The 16,926-nt window shown below is 65.7% G+C and carries 20 protein-coding genes and 1 riboswitch; of the genes, 12 read left to right on the top strand and 8 right to left on the bottom strand.

The window, feature by feature from the left end; genetic code table 11:
- Positions 1 to 479 precede the first annotated feature (479 nt).
- From Psi02_RS13460 to Psi02_RS13450, 3 genes are all read right to left on the bottom strand, one after another.
- Entirely contained in the window at positions 480 to 1,838 is a 1,359-nt protein-coding gene (locus Psi02_RS13460) for a beta-propeller fold lactonase family protein (RefSeq protein ID WP_203973984.1), read from the bottom strand.
- Positions 1,839 to 1,962: 124 nt separating this feature from the next.
- Positions 1,963 to 2,163: a hypothetical protein gene (locus Psi02_RS13455; RefSeq protein WP_203973982.1), complete on the bottom strand. Its 201-nt coding sequence runs from the start codon at positions 2,161 to 2,163 to the stop codon at positions 1,963 to 1,965.
- A 52-nt stretch (positions 2,164 to 2,215) separates the two neighbouring features.
- Positions 2,216 to 3,106 (bottom strand): alpha/beta fold hydrolase, encoded by an 891-nt coding sequence (locus tag Psi02_RS13450; RefSeq protein WP_203973980.1) that lies wholly within the window; start codon positions 3,104 to 3,106, stop codon positions 2,216 to 2,218.
- An 86-nt stretch (positions 3,107 to 3,192) separates the two neighbouring features.
- On the opposite strand from Psi02_RS13450, the gene Psi02_RS13445 reads away from it, so the two are divergent.
- From Psi02_RS13445 to Psi02_RS13420, 6 genes are all read left to right on the top strand, one after another.
- Positions 3,193 to 3,678, top strand: coding sequence for a MarR family winged helix-turn-helix transcriptional regulator (locus Psi02_RS13445; protein WP_203973978.1), 486 nt, complete (start codon positions 3,193 to 3,195; stop codon positions 3,676 to 3,678).
- A gap of 211 nt (positions 3,679 to 3,889) precedes the next feature.
- On the top strand, positions 3,890 to 4,177 hold the full coding sequence (locus tag Psi02_RS13440) for a hypothetical protein (protein WP_203973976.1): 288 nt from the start codon (positions 3,890 to 3,892) through the stop codon (positions 4,175 to 4,177).
- A gap of 211 nt (positions 4,178 to 4,388) precedes the next feature.
- Positions 4,389 to 4,961, top strand: coding sequence for a VOC family protein (locus Psi02_RS41300; protein ID WP_425564538.1), 573 nt, complete (start codon positions 4,389 to 4,391; stop codon positions 4,959 to 4,961).
- Between the two features lie 724 nt (positions 4,962 to 5,685).
- Positions 5,686 to 6,222 carry a GNAT family N-acetyltransferase gene (locus Psi02_RS13430; protein ID WP_203973972.1) on the top strand — a complete coding sequence of 179 codons (537 nt, stop codon included), beginning with the start codon at positions 5,686 to 5,688 and terminating at the stop codon, positions 6,220 to 6,222.
- A gap of 324 nt (positions 6,223 to 6,546) precedes the next feature.
- Complete coding sequence (locus Psi02_RS13425) at positions 6,547 to 6,924, top strand: hypothetical protein (protein WP_203973970.1); 378 nt, start codon at positions 6,547 to 6,549, stop codon at positions 6,922 to 6,924.
- 298 nt (positions 6,925 to 7,222) lie between these two features.
- On the top strand, positions 7,223 to 7,963 hold the full coding sequence (locus Psi02_RS13420) for a VOC family protein (protein ID WP_203973968.1): 741 nt from the start codon (positions 7,223 to 7,225) through the stop codon (positions 7,961 to 7,963).
- Between the two features lie 74 nt (positions 7,964 to 8,037).
- Here the strand turns inward: Psi02_RS13420 and Psi02_RS13415 are convergent, their stop codons facing one another.
- The gene (locus tag Psi02_RS13415; protein ID WP_203973966.1) at positions 8,038 to 8,814 is read right to left on the bottom strand and encodes a class I SAM-dependent methyltransferase; all 777 of its coding nucleotides are present in this window, start codon (positions 8,812 to 8,814) and stop codon (positions 8,038 to 8,040) included.
- Positions 8,815 to 9,183: 369 nt separating this feature from the next.
- Between Psi02_RS13415 and Psi02_RS13410 the strand changes: the two genes are divergently transcribed.
- Together Psi02_RS13410 and Psi02_RS13405 are read left to right on the top strand one after the other, a co-directional pair.
- A complete protein-coding gene (locus Psi02_RS13410; RefSeq protein ID WP_203973964.1) occupies positions 9,184 to 9,465 on the top strand; it encodes a class I SAM-dependent methyltransferase in 282 nt (93 codons plus the stop codon).
- Positions 9,466 to 9,702, top strand: a complete 237-nt coding sequence (locus Psi02_RS13405; protein ID WP_203973962.1) for a hypothetical protein — start codon at positions 9,466 to 9,468, stop codon at positions 9,700 to 9,702.
- A 134-nt stretch (positions 9,703 to 9,836) separates the two neighbouring features.
- Here the strand turns inward: Psi02_RS13405 and Psi02_RS13400 are convergent, their stop codons facing one another.
- Complete coding sequence (locus tag Psi02_RS13400) at positions 9,837 to 10,334, bottom strand: FBP domain-containing protein (protein WP_203973960.1); 498 nt, start codon at positions 10,332 to 10,334, stop codon at positions 9,837 to 9,839.
- A 74-nt stretch (positions 10,335 to 10,408) separates the two neighbouring features.
- Between Psi02_RS13400 and Psi02_RS13395 the strand changes: the two genes are divergently transcribed.
- On the top strand, positions 10,409 to 10,978 hold the full coding sequence (locus tag Psi02_RS13395) for a TetR/AcrR family transcriptional regulator (protein ID WP_203973958.1): 570 nt from the start codon (positions 10,409 to 10,411) through the stop codon (positions 10,976 to 10,978).
- An 11-nt stretch (positions 10,979 to 10,989) separates the two neighbouring features.
- On the opposite strand, the gene Psi02_RS13390 is transcribed toward Psi02_RS13395, so the two are convergent.
- Together Psi02_RS13390 and Psi02_RS13385 are read right to left on the bottom strand one after the other, a co-directional pair.
- Complete coding sequence (locus Psi02_RS13390) at positions 10,990 to 11,877, bottom strand: bifunctional 5,10-methylenetetrahydrofolate dehydrogenase/5,10-methenyltetrahydrofolate cyclohydrolase (RefSeq protein ID WP_203973956.1); 888 nt, start codon at positions 11,875 to 11,877, stop codon at positions 10,990 to 10,992.
- 19 nt (positions 11,878 to 11,896) lie between these two features.
- Positions 11,897 to 11,984, bottom strand: a riboswitch (ZMP/ZTP riboswitch).
- Positions 11,985 to 12,169: 185 nt separating this feature from the next.
- Positions 12,170 to 12,637, bottom strand: coding sequence for a MarR family winged helix-turn-helix transcriptional regulator (locus Psi02_RS13385; RefSeq protein WP_203973954.1), 468 nt, complete (start codon positions 12,635 to 12,637; stop codon positions 12,170 to 12,172).
- A gap of 84 nt (positions 12,638 to 12,721) precedes the next feature.
- Between Psi02_RS13385 and Psi02_RS13380 the strand changes: the two genes are divergently transcribed.
- Both Psi02_RS13380 and Psi02_RS13375 read left to right on the top strand, forming a co-directional pair.
- On the top strand, positions 12,722 to 13,369 hold the full coding sequence (locus Psi02_RS13380) for an FMN-dependent NADH-azoreductase (protein ID WP_203973952.1): 648 nt from the start codon (positions 12,722 to 12,724) through the stop codon (positions 13,367 to 13,369).
- A gap of 322 nt (positions 13,370 to 13,691) precedes the next feature.
- A complete protein-coding gene (locus Psi02_RS13375) occupies positions 13,692 to 15,212 on the top strand; it encodes an MDR family MFS transporter (protein ID WP_239094856.1) in 1,521 nt (506 codons plus the stop codon).
- Between the two features lie 18 nt (positions 15,213 to 15,230).
- Here the strand turns inward: Psi02_RS13375 and atpB are convergent, their stop codons facing one another.
- Complete coding sequence (gene atpB, locus Psi02_RS13370; RefSeq protein ID WP_308442235.1) at positions 15,231 to 16,022, bottom strand: F0F1 ATP synthase subunit A; 792 nt, start codon at positions 16,020 to 16,022, stop codon at positions 15,231 to 15,233.
- Positions 16,023 to 16,194: 172 nt separating this feature from the next.
- Between atpB and Psi02_RS13365 the strand changes: the two genes are divergently transcribed.
- Complete coding sequence (locus Psi02_RS13365) at positions 16,195 to 16,920, top strand: TetR/AcrR family transcriptional regulator (RefSeq protein WP_203973949.1); 726 nt, start codon at positions 16,195 to 16,197, stop codon at positions 16,918 to 16,920.
- The last annotated feature ends 6 nt before the right edge of the window (positions 16,921 to 16,926 follow it).

Genomic DNA, 16,926 nt, shown 5'->3' with positions numbered 1-16,926 from the left:
GGCAGGCCGGCTCTGGAGACAGCCGCCCGCCAACACGTCCCGAAATTCGACCGCTGGACCGGCCGGCCGGACCGATTGGTGACCAGCACCTCGTCGGCACTTGTGCCGTTACTGCTGCATATGGGTCGTGATCTGCGCAAGCACGAGGTCATCCACGCGGAGGGTTCGCCTTGACGCCCTGGTCTTGAGCGGCGACAGCTTGGCGTTCTGCATGCGTGATGGCGTCGGCGAGCGCAAGCACGGATGCCACGGGGAGAGGTTGGACGACGCGAGCTTTCACACGGGGGAGCGGAACGCGAGAGCAGGGGTTTGCTGGGATCACGCCACCGTCTACCGCGCTCTGCATCAGGCCGCTCCGCGGTGGGTCGATGGCAGACAGTGATGGACAGGGATAGACGTGCCTGCTCACGCGAAGAACCCAGGTCAGGGTTCGTTCCTGACCTGGGCTGCTCTGATTCCGATCCGTCGTGAATGATCCGTCAGCCGCGCGGGCCGATGACCTGCGGGCGTTTGGTGAGCGCGGGATCGTGAAGATGGCGTTGCTTCACGTTCTCCACCAAGGTCCCGATGTCCTGCAGCTTCTTGTGGAGCTTGTCCGCGTTGCTCGTGGCGACGATGCCGGTGAAGTTCTCGTTCTTGCTGCGGACGGTGCCGCCGCCCTCTTGCTTGGTGGAGGTCGAACTCTTCGCCACAGTCGGCTTCTGGACCAGGCGCGCGATCGCCACCCCGAAGGGGGTGGTACCGACGGGAATGGCGGAGCCGGCGGGCACGGGCACGACCTGGTTGGTGGCGGTGTCGATCACCAACACGTTGCCCGAGAAGGTGCCGGTGACGTAGACGCGGCGTCCGTCAGGGGTGATCGCCAGCCCGACGGGACCGTTCCCCCCGAACGGGACGAGGTCGACGGTCGCGACAACGGTGTTGGTAGCTGTGTTGATCACCGACACGCTGTTCGAGCCGCGGTTGGCCACGTAGGCGCGGCGTCCATCAGGAGTAATCACCACCCCGATGGGATTGGTCCCGACGGGAATGGCGGAGCCGGCGGGCACCATCACGACCTGGTTGGTGTCAGTGCGGATCACCGTCACGTTGGCCGAGTTGAAGTTGGGCACGTAGACACGACGTCCGTCGGGCGTGATCGCCACTCCTTGGGGTGCGTCTCCCGAGGGGGTGGGAATGGTGGGCAACAACATGTTGGTGGCGGTGTCGATCACCGACACGTTGTCCGAGAAGGCGTTCCCCACGTAGACGCGGCCACCGCCGGGGGTCACTGCCAGCAGGAAGGGCCCGTGCCCGCCGGCCGCGGCGATGTCGATGGTCGTGAGCACCGTGTTGTTGTCAGTGCGGATCACCGACACGTTGTCCGAGTCGCGGTTGGCCACGTAGACGAACCTGCCATCAGGGGTGACCGCCACTCCTACCGGGAACAGCGCGCCAGAGGGCACTACGAGGTCGATGGTGGCGACCACGGTGTTGGTGATGGTATTGATCACCGACACGTTGTTCGAAAACTGGTTGGTGACGTAGGCCCGGGTCCCGTCAGGAGTGAACGCCACACCGGCGGGACCGTCCCCGCCGAAGGGCGCGAGGTCGATGGTCTGGACGACGGTGTTGTCGGCAGTATTGATCACCGACACCGTGTCGCTGTCGATGTTGGCCACGTAGGCGAACTGCCGAACCTGCTGTGCGGCCTCGGCCGGGGCGGGTACGAGCGTCAGCGGCGTGAGCCCGGCCGCAACGGCGGCCGCGGTCACCAACGGCCGGAGCCGGGGCCGCCGTCCGCGCCATGGCCTCCGGCCTGGACCCTCGGGATCGCGGTTGCCTGTCGGGCTTCTCATCCAATGCCGCAGCATGGAGGGACCTCCCCTGTCGATCGACGATGACAGGTCCCGTTCTATGCCTGCATGCGTCGAATCCTGAGGCGAGGCACGCCCGGCTTGCGGGTCGTTGCCACTGGCTTGATCAGCGCATCGTGCGGATGGCATACGGGTCATCGTGGGGCACAGAGAAGTTGCCGATGTCATCGAACCGTAGGCTCCGCCGTGCCGGACGGCGCACGGTGTTGTTCCGCTGCTGTTCCGTCAGCGCTGCGGTGACCATGGCTTCGAGGGCACCTCTACCGAGGTCATCATCATCCGGAAACAGGTGCACGTACGTGTCCATGGTCTCGGCGATCGTGGCATGACCAAGACGCGTCTGGATGACCTGCTGATGTTCAGCTGAGAAACTCCCCTAGCGCGCGGTTGAGGTGCTCGGGGTTCTCGGTCGGGACGGTGTGGTGCGACACGTCGGGCAGGACCGCGGTGGCGATGTGGGGCATCAGTTTGCGGGCGTTGGCCGACACCTTGTGGATGTCGTGCGCCCGGCTCTTCTCGGCCAGGAGTAGCAGTGTGGGGACGGTCGCGGCTCGCAGCCGGTCAGGGGCGGGGTGGCGCGGCATGACGACTTTCGCGCGGGGGAACTCGGCGCTGAGGCATATCAGCTTCAGCCATGCCGGGTCGACTGGCATGCCTGCGGTCTCCCGCTTGATGAAGGCGCGCATTCGTTCGGCGCTTGGCCTGATGAATATCGGCACGGCGTGCAGGCGGTAGCTCAGCCTCAGGCCGGTGAAGCAGTCGGTCGGGTCGAGTAGCGCGAGCTTGTGCACCCGATGCGGCGCGTGCAGCGCGTAGTTGAGTGCGAGCCAGCTGCCGTACGAGTGGCCGCAAAGGGACGCATCGTCGAGGTCTAATGCGTTGAACAGTCCGTCGAGCCAGTCCATGAACCTGGGCAGGGTGTCGACGGGTCGGCCGTCGTTGACGCTGCGGCCGGCGTCTCCGATGGTGTCGATCGCATATACGCGGTGGGCCCGGCTCAACTCGCCCAGGTTGGCGAACCATACGGTTGACGTGGCGCCATGGCCGTGCAGCAGGACCAGGGGCTTGCCGTCGCGGGGTCCGCAGATGTGGACGTGGGTCGTGCCGTACGGCGACCGGAGGTCGACGGACTCGAGGGCAACCGGCCACTGGGCCAGGACGGTGTCGTATGCCGCGAAGTACTCGGCTTCTCCCTGCCCGGTGTTGAACGCGGGCCGGGTGGCGGGGCTCGGTGCGGCGTCGTCGACCATTGGTCACCTCAGCTTGTCCGATTGTCACGGTAAGCGATATTCTCGGTGACCGAGATACCAATCTGTCAAGAGAGTAAGCGTGCAACATGGACGACCAGGAGCCAGGGCTGCAGTTGGTTCACCTGCTGCGAGGTCTCACGGTGGAGTTCGACCTGTTCGCGGCCGAGTTCGCGAATACGAACCGCCTGCACCCTACTGACCTGCGCGCACTGATCCATCTCCTGGACGCCGCCCGGGCCGGGACCGTGGCGACGCCGGGCTGGCTCGGCGAACAACTGGGACTCAACTCGGCCTCGACCACGGGCCTCGTCGACCGGTTGGAGAAGGCCGGGCATGTCCGGCGGGTTCGTGACACCCAGGACCGCCGCCGCGTCCTGCTCGCCGTCGAGGAGCAGGCCGTCGCCCTGGGCTGGTCATTTTTCGGCCCGCTGATCACGGAGTTGGTGACCGCGATGCGGTCGTTCTCCGACGCGGAATTGGACACGGTGCGGCGGTTCCTACTTGCCATGACCGAGGTCGTACTCGCGACCCGACTGGCCCCGAATGTGGGATCGGCAACCAGCCAGGAATAATCACCGGGAACGGCAGCGGTTGTCACGGGTCTCTACGGCACTGTTCAGGCCGGGCCGAGCTTGCTGTGACAACGACCAATGGGACCACCTCGCCTCTTGCGCCCGCGGTGTCAAGCATCCAGATCGGTGGACCACAGCGCCCGTCAAGCATGTCCCGGGACACGAGCGTGGGAGAATTCGGTGTGGTCGATCGACGGCTCGTGGAGGTGTGATGAAACCGCAAGGGTGGTATCGGGATCCGTACGGCATTCACGAGGACCGCTACTTCTCTGACGGTCGTCCGACGAAGCTCGTGCGAGATGGCGCAGCCGAGGTATTCGATGAGCCACCGCCCGGCTTGCCGCCGGGGCCGCTCGTCGAGGTAACGTCCAGCGAGCCCGGGTACGGCGGCGACCTGCGCCGCGCAGACGATTTCGCCGCTGGTCCGGCAGTTTTTGATAAGCGCAAGGCCGTCATGGACGCCCTTGAGAGCGTTTGCGTCTACGGTCCGGTGAACTGACGCCTGGCCACTCCTTCAGCAGCACCGGCACTTGGCGCTGATTGAAGATCGCGTCACCATACGGGATCAGGCCGCCCAGCATCGGAACTCCGCCTGATCCAGACTGCCCACAGTCTCGAACCACGACAAGCCGCAACCGGCCGTGGCGACGACATCGCCAATCTCAGTCGAGGGTGCCCTGTCGGCGTACGGGTTAATTGCAGAGCCAGGCATGTGTGAACGTGCCGCGGGGGTGACCTGCGCGGGCCGGAAGCAGTGTTCGACGATGGGCTCGTGGTGCGTCCGACGCGGTGCGCCACGACGATCCCAGTGGGTCTCCATTCCGGAAGTAGAACGTCCGCAACTGGCTGTAGCGTGTCCCCGCGACCAACATCGACGCTTACGTGGGAAGGTGCACCGGTGCGATCTCGAACAGGGGGCATGTGGTGGGGAACCGCTATCAGAGGCGCCCGATCCCGGCGCTTTGGCGAGGTTCTACTCCGAGCTGCTCGGATGGCCCATTGGTCATGAGGAGCCAGGAACGACGATTCTCGCGGCTCCTGAAGGATCCATTTATGTCGTGTTCCAGCAGGCGACCGGTTACCAAGCTCCCGTCTGGCCGCCTGCCGACGGGCAGCAGCGTCCGATGATGCACTTCGACTTCCAGGTCGGAGATCTGGACTCCGCGGTTGCCGAGGCAATCGCCCTCGGAGCTTCGGTCGCCGCGGAACAGCCGCGAGACAATGTCCGGGTGCTCTTCGACCCGGCTGGCCACCCCTTCTGCTTGTGTCGCGACGACGGCTGATCGTGCGACTGCTCATCGGCAGAAGGGGACGCCCGAGCTCGTGGACCGCCCTCTCAGCGGACCCCCAGCCAATAGAAGACGAAGACGAGAGCCCATAGCGCAATAATGGCCATTGGCAGGCCAGGCATTACTTGAAGTGCCGTCCGTCGAACCCGGATCAACCGCCTAGGCGCCAAGCCGACGAAGAGCCCCATTACCAGCCAAACAAGGGGAGTGGCAAGCCATCCGAAGCTACCTATGGTTAGCCACATCCCCGTTGGGCCGCATGCCGCGGTCCAGGATTTCCTGTACAGATCAAAATCACACCCATGCATGACCTGCCCGCTCACCATGGCACCGGCGGCGAAGGCCGCGACCCATGCCATGATCGCGGTAAGCATCGCCCGGGAAACCCGCACCTCCGGTCGCGAGAATTCCGCACTCGCAACCGTTGAGTCGGTCGAGACATCAGCAATGATCGGAATTGTACGTTTGTCTCGATCGGCAGCGAGTCGAGGGCAGAGAGGGCCGGGGCATTTTGGGGGCACACGGCTTCATAAAGTGCCGGCAAGCGATGACAACGAACGGAAGTGATTTCCCTGGTCGCTTGTGGTTCAGAGCGAATTCGTGCAGGTAGAGGGCGTGCGCACTCTGATCACCGTCGTTACGCGGGGGCGTGCTCATCTCGGCATGAGCACGCGGTCAGCGGCATGACAGTGCGTTCGCCCGTGAGAGAGTCGCTGTCATGGCAGCTGGAGTGACGCCGGGGCGCGAGGTTGTCCTCGAAACTGGTCGCCTGCTGCTCAGGCATTGGCGGGTAGCCGACGCTGTCGTCCAGCGTGAGCTGTGGACCGAACGTGATCCACGAGTGCCGCAGCACCGCCGAATCGACGCGGATGGACACCCCACGGTCGCGGAGCTCGAGGATTCGATCCGTACCAACCAGCCATCGTCGATCGGGTTGCTGGCGGTCGAGCGGAAGGCCGTTCGTGACGTCATCGGCTACTGCGGGCTGATCGACGGCGGACGAGGAGCGGGAGGGGAACCGGAACTGGCGTTCGAGCTGCTACGCCGAGTCTGGGGTCAGGGATACGCGACCGAGGCATCGTTGGCGGTTCTGGACTGGGCGAGATCGTCCGGGTACGAACGTCTGTGGGCCACGGTCTGGGAGTGGAACACCGCTTCTCGCCGGGTGCTGGCCAAGGTCGGGTTCACCGAGACCGAGCGGAAGGAAGTGGACGCGGTCTACGGGACCACCCTGTTCACCACGAGACGGCTCTGACACACCCGATGTTTGGCCTTGAGGGCGGCTCCGAGCAGCGACGGCAAGTGTCAGCTGTCCCGTTCCGAGTTCGTGCTCCGGCTCCGGGATGGCATCTGAACAAGCGTGCGTCGTCGGCCCGCTGCCGCTCCGCGGTCGGGTCGACGGCATACGGGGATGGACAGGGAGAGTGCAGGTATCCCGCCAGGCTGACCGCGTTTCTGTATCGAACGCCGATGGCTCATCGACCATTTAAATTGATTGCGAAACCTTGATCGCTTCCTGCGTAGAGCAGTATCATCACGAATTGACTGCCGAAGTTCATGCATCGCTGGGATGTAAACAGTGACAAACAACAGCTCGCCCGGCATCGCCTGGCAAGTAATGATTGGTTTGCGGCAGCATAAGATCATTCGCTTCATATTGACGCTTCTGTTATGGGCCATACTCGTGGGGGCGCCCAATTATCTAAGCATCGTGGCTGATCGGCGAATCGATCTAGAATCCATGGTGCTGTCGGACTCAATCCATCTCGCCATCTTCCTATCTCCAATGCTGCCCCTCGCTCTGGTCGCACGCATGGTGTCCTATCGCGCCAGGGATTGTCTTTTCTATTTGATTCCCTTCTATGGCGTATACGTATTTTCCATTACAATACTTTGGAGATTCGCATATCTGCCCGCACGTGACTGGCCTCAAAGACCCAACGAGAACCGCATCTAGCTAAGAACGCAGCATGCAATACCAAGGCCAGGGTTCCCCGTACCTCTGTTTCGTCTCTATTCCGCCGGAACGCGAGAGATCTCCGAAACTGACTGCTAGAACATGAAATCCCAGCTCAGGTCATTCGGCGAACCGGACCTGATTCGAGGAGAGCCCGAACGCCCCACCCTGTCGCAGACCGGCAGCCGCACCGAGAAGCACCAGAGGGCCATACTTCCCGCTTCGCGGTGGGTCGGCAGCAGACGAGAGACCACGACAGAGGGAAACGTGCGGGACCGAGGATGTCAGAATCGGCGGCATGGCGCTGCGACTTGTTCAGGTGAATATCAAGGCTCTTGATGGCTTGGCGGTCGGCCGGTTCTGGGCGGAAGCCCTCGGCTGGAGTGTTTTCCGACCCGGCGTGACCACCTACGTTGGACCCGCCGGCGGCTTCGTTTGGCCGCACCCGGTCGCCGTCGGCATCGACGTCGTTCCCGTCCCGGAACCCAAGACAACAACGAAGAACCGTGTGCACCTCGATCTCGCCAGTGCCTCCGCGGCCCATCAGGCGGAGTTGGTCGCGCGCCTGAAGGAGCTCGGTGCGATGCCCGTCGATGTGGGCCAGGGCGACGTCCCGTGGACGGTTCTGGCCGATCCGGAGGGCAACGAGTTCTGTGTCCTGGAGCCTCGGGAGATCTACCGGGACACCGGGCCGATCGCCGCGGTGGCCGTCGACTGCTCTGACCCGCGGGCCATGGCCCGGTTCTGGGGCGAGGCGATCGGCTGGACCCCGCACGAGGCGACCGACGAACATGCGGCATTGCGCTCCGTCAAGGGTGTCGGGCCGTATCTGGAGTTCCTCCGCACGCCCGACGTGAAGACCGTGCCAGACCGCATCCATCTCGACCTGCTGCCGTACCCCGGTGACGATCAAGCGACGGAGGTGGCCCGGCTGAAGGCCCTCGGTGCGACGCCCGCCGATGTGGGCCAGGGCGACGTCCCGTGGACGGTTCTGGCCGACCCGGAGGGCAACGAGTTCTGCGTCCTCGCCCCGGCCTGACGCGGAGCAATTCACACGCGCCAGGCTTTAGTGCGGCAGATCATCGAACGGACTGGGGGGCAGCTGACGAGAGATCAGGACAGCGCAGAACTGTGCGGGTCCGAACCCCGGTGGGTGTATTCACCATGTGCTGGGCGGCGGAACAGGGCAACCAGGAGGAAGGGAACACCAAAGACTGACGCGTTGGGCGATTGTGCTTCCATATGGCGCATTTCCACCTCTGTGTAGTCGGAGAAGATCCAACGTAGTTCGTCGAAGGTGTATGCCAGGCCGCCATGGAGGCCGCCTTCGCGATAGAACTCCTTATCGGGCAATTCGGAGCCCATGGCGCTGGCGGCGAAGCAAGTCAGGGCGAAGTGGCCGCCGGGAACCAGTAGTCGGTCCAGCAGGTTCAGATAACTCACCCTGCGGTGCGGCGGCAGATGATGAAAGCAGCCGGAGTCATAGACCAGGTCATATCGGCCGGGTTCGAGGTCGGCGGTGAAAGCGTTCCCGCAGTGTAAACGGACATTTACGCCCGCCTCCCGGGCGCGCTCCTCAGCCCAGGCCACAGCCCGCGGGGAGAGATCGATGGCGTCGACCTCGAAGCCGAGCGAGGCCAGGTGGACGGCATTGCGGCCGGGTCCGCAACCAAGATCCAGAGCCCGTCCCGGATTGACCAACCCCCGCTCAATGTGGGACATCAGATTTTCGTCCGGCTTGCTCGCAAAGAAAGGGATCGGTTTTGCGCGGTCGGTATAAAACTGGTCCCACCATCCCGACGCGTTTCCCGTCCATCGGTCGGCGTCCGGTGTGAACAGCCCATCGAGCAGGTCCATGACATCGTCCATCGTGCGGATGGTTCGGTTCACTGAGGCTCCCTCAAAGGATGGTCGATCGCCTGTCCGGGACCGTCTGATTTTATATGGTCTGCGATACATCAGCGCTGGTCAGACATGTTCTGCCACTCCTGCGGCAGCGGCGGAGAAGTCGCTGGAGGGACACCGTTAACCCTTTGATCCCATCCCTTCAGCCGCCCGGATCTGACTCGGCAGCACGCCTTTGAGGTACGGCTACGGGCATCTCACCGTCGCCCCCGGACTGGATCTTCGGGAATCGGCGTGTGGTCTTGACCACAAAAACGGGACTCGATCACATCATGCGTGCAGGCAGCATGGGATGTGAGAAGCCCTTTACGTTGTGGCCGGCGCTGGTTCAGCAACTCATGGAGTGGGATTGGCATGCCTGATGGATGGCAGTGGGACGGCACCCTGTTTCAGGGAAGTGCGGCGTACTGCGAGCGCGGACGGCTGCCATATGCTCCAGGATTTGCCGAAACACTGGCCACGGCCCTCGGCTTGGACGGGCGGGGCCGACTCCTCGACGTCGGCTGCGGACCGGGCACCGTGACGCTCGCCCTGGCGCGGTTCTTCACCGAGGCGGTCGGCATTGACCCTGATGAAGAGATGCTGGCCGAGGCCGAGCGACAGGCCAAGCGTCGCGGGGCGACCGGCGCGCGTTGAGTGGCTGCCCGTGCCGAGGACCTGCCGGGCGGTCTGGGTGAGTTCCGGGTCGTGGTGTTCGCTCAGTCCTTCCACTGGACGGATCGGGATCGTGTCGCCGCGACCGTGCTGGAGATGCTGGAACCGAGGGGTGCGTTCGTGCACATCAGCGACCTCAAGAATCCGCCCGCCGAGCAGGCGCCACTGCCGCTGCGATCTTTACCGCTGATGGTCGGAGAATCCGTACCAAACCTATGAATGCGGGCCGGAACGGACGTATATTCCCGCCGACCGGTTGAAGATTCCGAGCACGTTCATGGATCAGAGCACACCCATCTCGATCGCGTGGCCCCCGACGGCGGATGGGGGTGGAAGGGGGCGGGCACGTCCGCTCACGCGACCACTTTGTCCAGGAAGGACTGCAGATTGGCCCGGGTCCGGGAGACCTTCTCCTCTGGGGCGAGGGTCTCCTCGATGCCTCCGGTCCCTGCGGCCTCCTTCTTCCCTCGTGTGTAGAGGGAGCAGGCGAGGTCGATGCACAGATAGTGCCCGACCGAGTTGCCCTGGCGACCGGCCTCGCCGGTTCGGCGCGCGGTCATCAGCGCCACGCCGCCGCTGGTGTGCGTGGTCAGGCACAGCGAACACATGCTGCGTGAGGTGAAGCGGCGCGACCCCCCGGACGCCACCCGGAGCGCGATTCCAACGAGGACGCCGTCGCGTTCGGCGATCAGGTAGGCGCGTTCGGGCGCGCCCGGATCTCGCCATCCGAGGAAGTCGAGATCTTTCCAAGGATGGTCTGCGAGGTCTTTGGGGAGGCTGAGACGCTTGGCCTCCCCCTTGGAACAGTTGACGAATGACGTGCGGATGTCGTGCTCGGTGACTGGTCTCATGGGCGGGGAGGCTAGTCTTCCTAATAGCATTAAGCAAATACTTATAGGCTGTAAGCAAGCGAGAAGGGCGACACATGGCACGCGCGGGACTGACCGCGGAACGCCTGACCCAGGCGGCGGCGGATCTGGCCGACGAGATCGGCTTTCAGAACGTGACCGTCTCTGCGCTCGCGCGCAGCTTCGGCGTCAAGCCCGCGGCCCTGTACTCACACATCAAGGACGCGCAGGACGTGCGGGTCAGGGTGGCGTTGCTGGCCCTGGCGGAGCTCGCCGACAGGGCCGCAACCGCCTTGGCGGGCCGCGCGGGCAAGGACGCACTGGTGGCGTTCGCGAACACCTACAGGAACTACGCGAAAGAGCATCCGGGGAGGTACGCCGCGACGCAGATCGAGCTTGACCCGGAGACGGCGGCCACCAGCGCGGCGGGCCGGCACGCGGAGATGACGCGGGCGATACTGCGCGGATACGAACTGGCGGGGCCCGACCAGACGGATGCGGTCCGGATGCTGGGCGGTATGTTCCACGGGTACGTGAGCCTGGAGATGGCGGGCGCGTTCCGCCACACACCCCGCGAGGTGGACGCCTCGTGGTCCAGAACCCTGGACGCCCTCGACGCCGTCCTCAGAAACTGGCCGCCGGCGTGACGACCGCCACATCACCCCTGCGACGGGATGAGTTCAGCGGGTACGAGGCCCATCTGCAGAGCAGCCGCTTCCGCGGTCTGTGAGAGCAGCATGGCGATGGTCATCGGGCCGACACCGCCGGGCACGGGTGTGATGAGGCTCGCGCGGGTCTTGGCGGTGTCGAAGTCCACATCACCGACGTTGCCCGGGCTGTAGCCGGCATCGACGACCACAGCGCCGATCTTGATGTCCTCGCCGTGGATGAAGTGAGGACGGCCGGCCGCGGCGATCAGAACGTCGGCCTCTCGAATGATCGACCGTAGGTCACGGGTGCGTGAGTGGCAGTACGTCACGGTCGCATCCCGGGCGAGCAGCAGCATCCCGGCGGGCTTTCCGAGGATCGCGCTTCGGCCGACCACGACCGCGCGTTTGCCCGCCAGGTCGACGTCGTAGGCGTCCAGAAGGCGCAGGATGCCGCCCGGAGTGCAGGAGACGAATCCGGGCAGGCCGAAGCTCATCGCGGCGAACGAACGCATCGTGACTCCGTCGACGTCCTTGTGCGGGGCGATGGCCTCGAACGCGGCTCTCTCGTCGATGTGACCTCCCACCGGGTGCTGCAGCAGGATGCCGTGCACCTCGGGATCTTCCGACAGGGACGTGATGGCGTCCACCAGTTCCGTGGTCGTGGTCGTGGCCGGCAGAGGCAGATGCCGAGAGGTGATGCCGACCGTTTCGCATCGAGTGCGCTTCATGCGGACATAGGTCGCCGAAGCGGGGTCTTCTCCCACGAGTACGGTCGCCAGGCATGGGGCCTTACCGGTTCGATGCGAGATGGCCGACGACATGGCCGCGGTGTGATCGAGGACATGGCGGGCCAGGGCGGCGCCGTCCATGAGGCGGGCGGTCTGCGTTTGAGGCATGTGCTTCTCCCAGGCGTTCGTGATTCGCCCAGGCGCACGGCATCGACGGAGGTCGCCGGGCCGCTCCCCGGTGGTGCTCCACCTCAGCGCCAGTCACGACCCGGATCAACTGTAGTAGAGGACCCCCGACATCGCGGATCGGTCGGGGAGCGGCTTCCAGCCGGGCCGTCGGATGCTGAGGTCCAGCTCGGCTGCAACACCGAGATCGATGATTCAGCTCCGCAGGCTTTCCGCGTGCGTTCGATATCGGGGGCGGTGATCCGGCGCCTCCCCGAGAGGGTTGAGCCCGGCGCTAGTCGTCGAGGGCGGTCGTGCACCTCGCGTCGCTGCCGGCGAGCGCCTTTTGGAGCAGGCAGTAGAGCTCCTCGCGCTGGGCTTCGCTGAGGGCTCCGAGCACTTCGTCCTCGACCGCGGCGAGCGCGAACTCGGCCTTGGCGAGTCGCTTCGCGCCGGCGTCCGTGAGCTCGACGACGTGGCGGCGGCGGTCCTCGGGCGAGCGTCGTCTCGCGACCAGATTCTCGGCTTCGAGGTCGTTCAGCAGCCCGACGATGTTCGTCCCATCCATCTCCAGCGTGGCGGCGAGCGCCTGCTGTGTGCTGCCCGCGCTTTCTCGCAGCACGGTGAGGGCGATGAGGTGGCGAGGCCGAAGACCGAGCGGCGCGAGCACCGTCTCAGAGCGCAGGCGCACACGGCGAGCGAGGTGGTCGAGGAGTGCGCCTGATCGATGCACCGGCTGGTTTGCGACGGGCAGCGAGGTCATGGGCCAAGTCTAGACGAGTTGACGTTTTACCCATAGAGCGTTAATCATTGATGTAGCACTAACTATCTATGGGAGGTCAGTGAAATGGCTCAGCTGCTGCACATCGACGCGAGCATCCAGGGCGATCGATCCGTCAGTCGCAAGCTCAGTGCCCGGGCTGCCGCCGTCTGGCAGGCCGCACACCCCGGCGGCACCGTCACCTACCGCGACCTGGGCGGCGAACCCCTGCCGCACCTTGACGTAGCCGGAGGCATGGCCCGGTTGGTACCGCGTGATCAGCACACCGCCGCCCAGGCGGAGTCCTGGGCGCTGACCGAACTCCTGGTCAATGAAGTGAAGGAAGCCGACGCGGTCGTGCTGGGGCTCCCGCTGTACAACTACGGCGCGCCGAGCAGCGTCAAGGCCTGGGTCGACCACCTCATCGCGCCGGGGCTGTCGTTCGACCCCGAGACCAGGGCCGGTCTGCTCGGTGGGCGCGACTTCGTCGTGGTCGCCAGCCGGGGTGGCGGCTACAGCACGGGCGCGCCCCGTGAAGGGTGGGACCACGCCGGGACGTGGCTTCCCCACGGTCTCGCGGCCACGGGTCTGGAACCGCGGTTCATCGCAGCCGAGCTCACGCTCGCCGAGGTGACGCCCGCCATGGCCGACCTGATCCCGCTGGCCGCCAAGAGCCTCGCCGCGGCGGAGCAGGAGATCGACGGTCTCTGGTCCCCGGCGCCCGCACTGGCCTGAGGCCCGCACGTCGCGCCCCTTCTAGGGCGACCTCGACGAAGAAGCTCCGATACGGCGACCTTGTGGGGACGAGGCCGCCGTATCCGCGGGTCGGGGTCCTGCGCCCTCAGTGAGTCGGAAGCTCCAGGTCACGACTGTTCATGCGGCGGCAGGCCAGAGGGACAGCGGGGGACGCGGGGGGAGGGGCGTGAGCCACTGACCGGGCGGCGGTGGGAATGCGGAAGGGCACGGACACGGTTGGCGCTTGATGGGTCTGGTGTGCCTCCCGGCGGGCGAGTCCCATCGTGTTTACGTGCTCGACCCGCAAGGAGAATTCCCCCACGTGGCAACAACGATCTCGAAGGGCGTCGGTCTCCGGTCGGAGCGTGGTCCGGTGCTCGCCGCCGTCATGCTCTCCACCGGCCTGGTGGCACTGGACAGCACGATCATCGCGACCGCGGTGCCGTCCATCGTCAGCGATCTCGGCGGCTTCTCCCAGTTCCCCTGGCTCTTCTCGATCTATCTGCTGACGCAGGCGGTGACGGTCCCGCTGTACGGCAAGTTCGCTGACATCGCGGGACGTAAGCCGGTGATCCTCCTCGGCATCACCGCCTTCCTCGCCGGGTCGGTGTTGTGCGGGTTCGCCTGGAGCATGCCCGCCCTCATCGTCTTCCGCGCGATCCAGGGCATCGGCGCCGGAGCGGTCCAGCCGATCAGCATGACGATGATCGGCGACCTCTACACCGTCGAGGAGCGGGCCCGCGTCCAGGGCTACGTCGCCAGCGTCTGGGGCATCGCCTCGGTGCTCGGCCCCACTCTGGGCGGCGTCTTCTCCGAGTACGTCTCCTGGCGGTGGATCTTCTTCATCAACCTGCCCCTCGGCGCCGTCGCGATGTGGATGATCGCCCGGCGCTTCAAGGAGAACGTGAAACCGGGCTCGCACCGCATCGACTACACCGGGGCGGCCCTGCTCACGGCCGGCTCCTCCCTGCTCATCCTCGGTCTCCTCGAAGGCGGAGTGGCGTGGGGCTGGGGCTCGGTCCCGAGCGTGCTCATCTTCGTCGCGGGCGCCGTCATGCTGGCCGTCTTCGTCCTGGTCGAGCGGCGCGCGGCCGAACCCGTCCTGCCCCTGTGGGTTTTCCGCAACCGCACGCTCGCGGGCGGCAACCTCGTCGCGGTCGGCGTCGGCGCGCTCCTGATCGGGCTGAGCTCGTACGTGCCGACCTACGTGGAGGGAGTCCTCGGCACCGGAGCCCTGATGGCCGGCTTCACACTGGCCGCGCTGACCATCGGGTGGCCCATCGCCGCCGCCCTGTCCGGACGTGTCTACATGCGCATCGGCTTCCGGGACACCGCGCTGGTCGGCAGCCTGCTGATCGTCGCCGGCGCCGTCCTGTGCGCGCTTCTCGCCCAGGACGCCATGGTGTGGCAGGTCGCCGCGGCGTGCTTCGTCGTCGGCGCCGGCCTCGGCCTGTCGTCCAGCCCGACCGTCGTCGCCGTTCAGTCGGTCGTCGGCTGGGAACGGCGCGGCGTGGTCACCGCGACCAACATGTTCTGCCGCTCCATCGGCAGCGCGGTGGGCGCGGCCGTCCTGGGGGCCATCTCCAACGCGACGCTGGCCGACCGGTTCGCCCACCCTCCGGCCGGTGTCGCCGGCCACCTGCCGAAGAGCGTCGACGCCACCAGCCTGGTGCTCGGAGGGCAGGGGTCGGCGGTCCGGGAGTCGGCCCTGGGGGTCTTCGTCCGCCGGTCGCTCTACGACGCGGCCCACCACACGTTCCTCGCACTCGTTGTGGTGGCCGTGCTCAGCGTGGGCGCTCTCCTGCTGATGCCCCGGCGTACCGAGCAACTCAGCTTCGACTGACGGCGTCCCGCGGGACGGTCAGTGCTCCGGGTGCAGCGAGCCGCCGATGAACATGGCGGCGAGCATGGTGAACAGGAACGCCTGGAGGAACTGGATGAAGATCTCCAGGCCCGTCATCGCGACCGCCATCACCACGCTGAGAATGCCGACCGTCGCCCCCGGCACCGTCGGGTGCGCGATCAGGAACCAGAAGCCGACCGCGCTGAAGAACGCCAGCAGCAGATGCCCCGCGAACATGTTGGCGAACAGCCGTACGGCATGCGTGAACGGCGCGGTGACGAAGTTGTAGAGCAGTTCGAGCGGGGCGAACAGCGCGATGGCGAGGGGTCTCGGCAGGCCGGGCGGGAACATCATGTTCTTGAAATAGCCGCCGACGCCCTGGTGCCTGATGCCCAGATAGATCTTCAGCACGTAGACCACCAGCGCGAAGATCACAGGGAACGCGATGTGCGAGTTCACCGGGAACTGCATGACGGGGACGACGCCCATGAAGTTCCACAGCAGGATCAGCGCGAACATGCTCAGCAACAACGGCATCCAGCGTTCGGCGTCCTTGCCCAGGAAGGGCCGCGCTATCTGGTCGCGCACGAACTCGTAGGTGTACTCGCCGGCGTTCTGCAGACCGCGCGGCACCAGTTTCGGACGGGCGAAGGCGCTCCACGCGAGCGCGCACACCAGAACCACGCCGACCGCGGCCATGACGACGGGCTTGTTCAGCCAGTACGGCGCACCGTCCCAGAGCGGCGGGAAATCGAAGATGCCGACTCCCGGAGCCTCGAACTCGTCCACGGCGGCAAGTGACACGTTCACCAGTCGTCCCCCGCAAGGCCTCATACCGAGTACGGCGTACTCGGTTCTTGTGGCCGAGATTACTTACCGGATACGGCGTACGCAATATCTGGGCGCGAGGGATCGTTGACCTCGCATCAGGTCGTCGACGTGTGGTACCAGTTCAGTTCCGACACAGCGAGAGACGGTGAGGATGACGAGTCGCGAGAACCTCTGGATGAGGCCGGAGCAGCCGGCCCGGGGGCCACGGCCGACGTTCAGCCGCCCCAGGCTGACGGAGGCGGCCATCCAGGTGGCCGACTCGGAGGGCCTCGCCGCGATCTCCATGCGGCGGCTCGCCACCGAGATCGGAGCGGGGACGATGTCCCTCTACCGGTACGTCTCGGGCAAGGACGACGTCATCGAGCTGATGATCGACGCCGTCGTGGCGGACTACATCCCGCCGGACCTCGTGCTGTCCGGGGACTGGCGGGCCGACCTGCGCGGGCTCGCCGACCGGGTCCGGAAGGTCATGCTCCGCCACCCGTGGATCGCCCCGTTGTCTGGCACCCGGCAGCAGCCGAGCCCCAACCGGGTACGGATGCTCGACACGGCACTGCGCATGGTCGACGGTCTCGGTCTGAGCTTCAACGAGATGCTGACGGTGATCGGCACGGTCTTCGCCTACGTCAACGGATTCGTGGAGAGTGAGCTGGCCGAGGCCGAGGCGTTGCGCCGTACGGGCCTCGACCTGATGGAGTGGATGGCCCTGCAGGGCCCCTACCTGCAGTCCGTCGTCGCGAGCGGGCGATACCCCATGGTCGCGAGGATGCTGACGGAGGGCGGCCAGGACTACGTCGACGTGGGGGACCGGTTCGCCTACGGGCTCGAGCGCCTGCTCGACGGCATCGCGGCGCGCCTCCCGCAGGCCGGAGACTGAGCCCGC

This window comes from Planotetraspora silvatica, assembly GCF_016863315.1.
Classification (GTDB): Bacteria; Actinomycetota; Actinomycetes; order Streptosporangiales; family Streptosporangiaceae; genus Planotetraspora; species Planotetraspora silvatica.
This window is presented reverse-complemented; position numbering and strand designations above follow the sequence as displayed.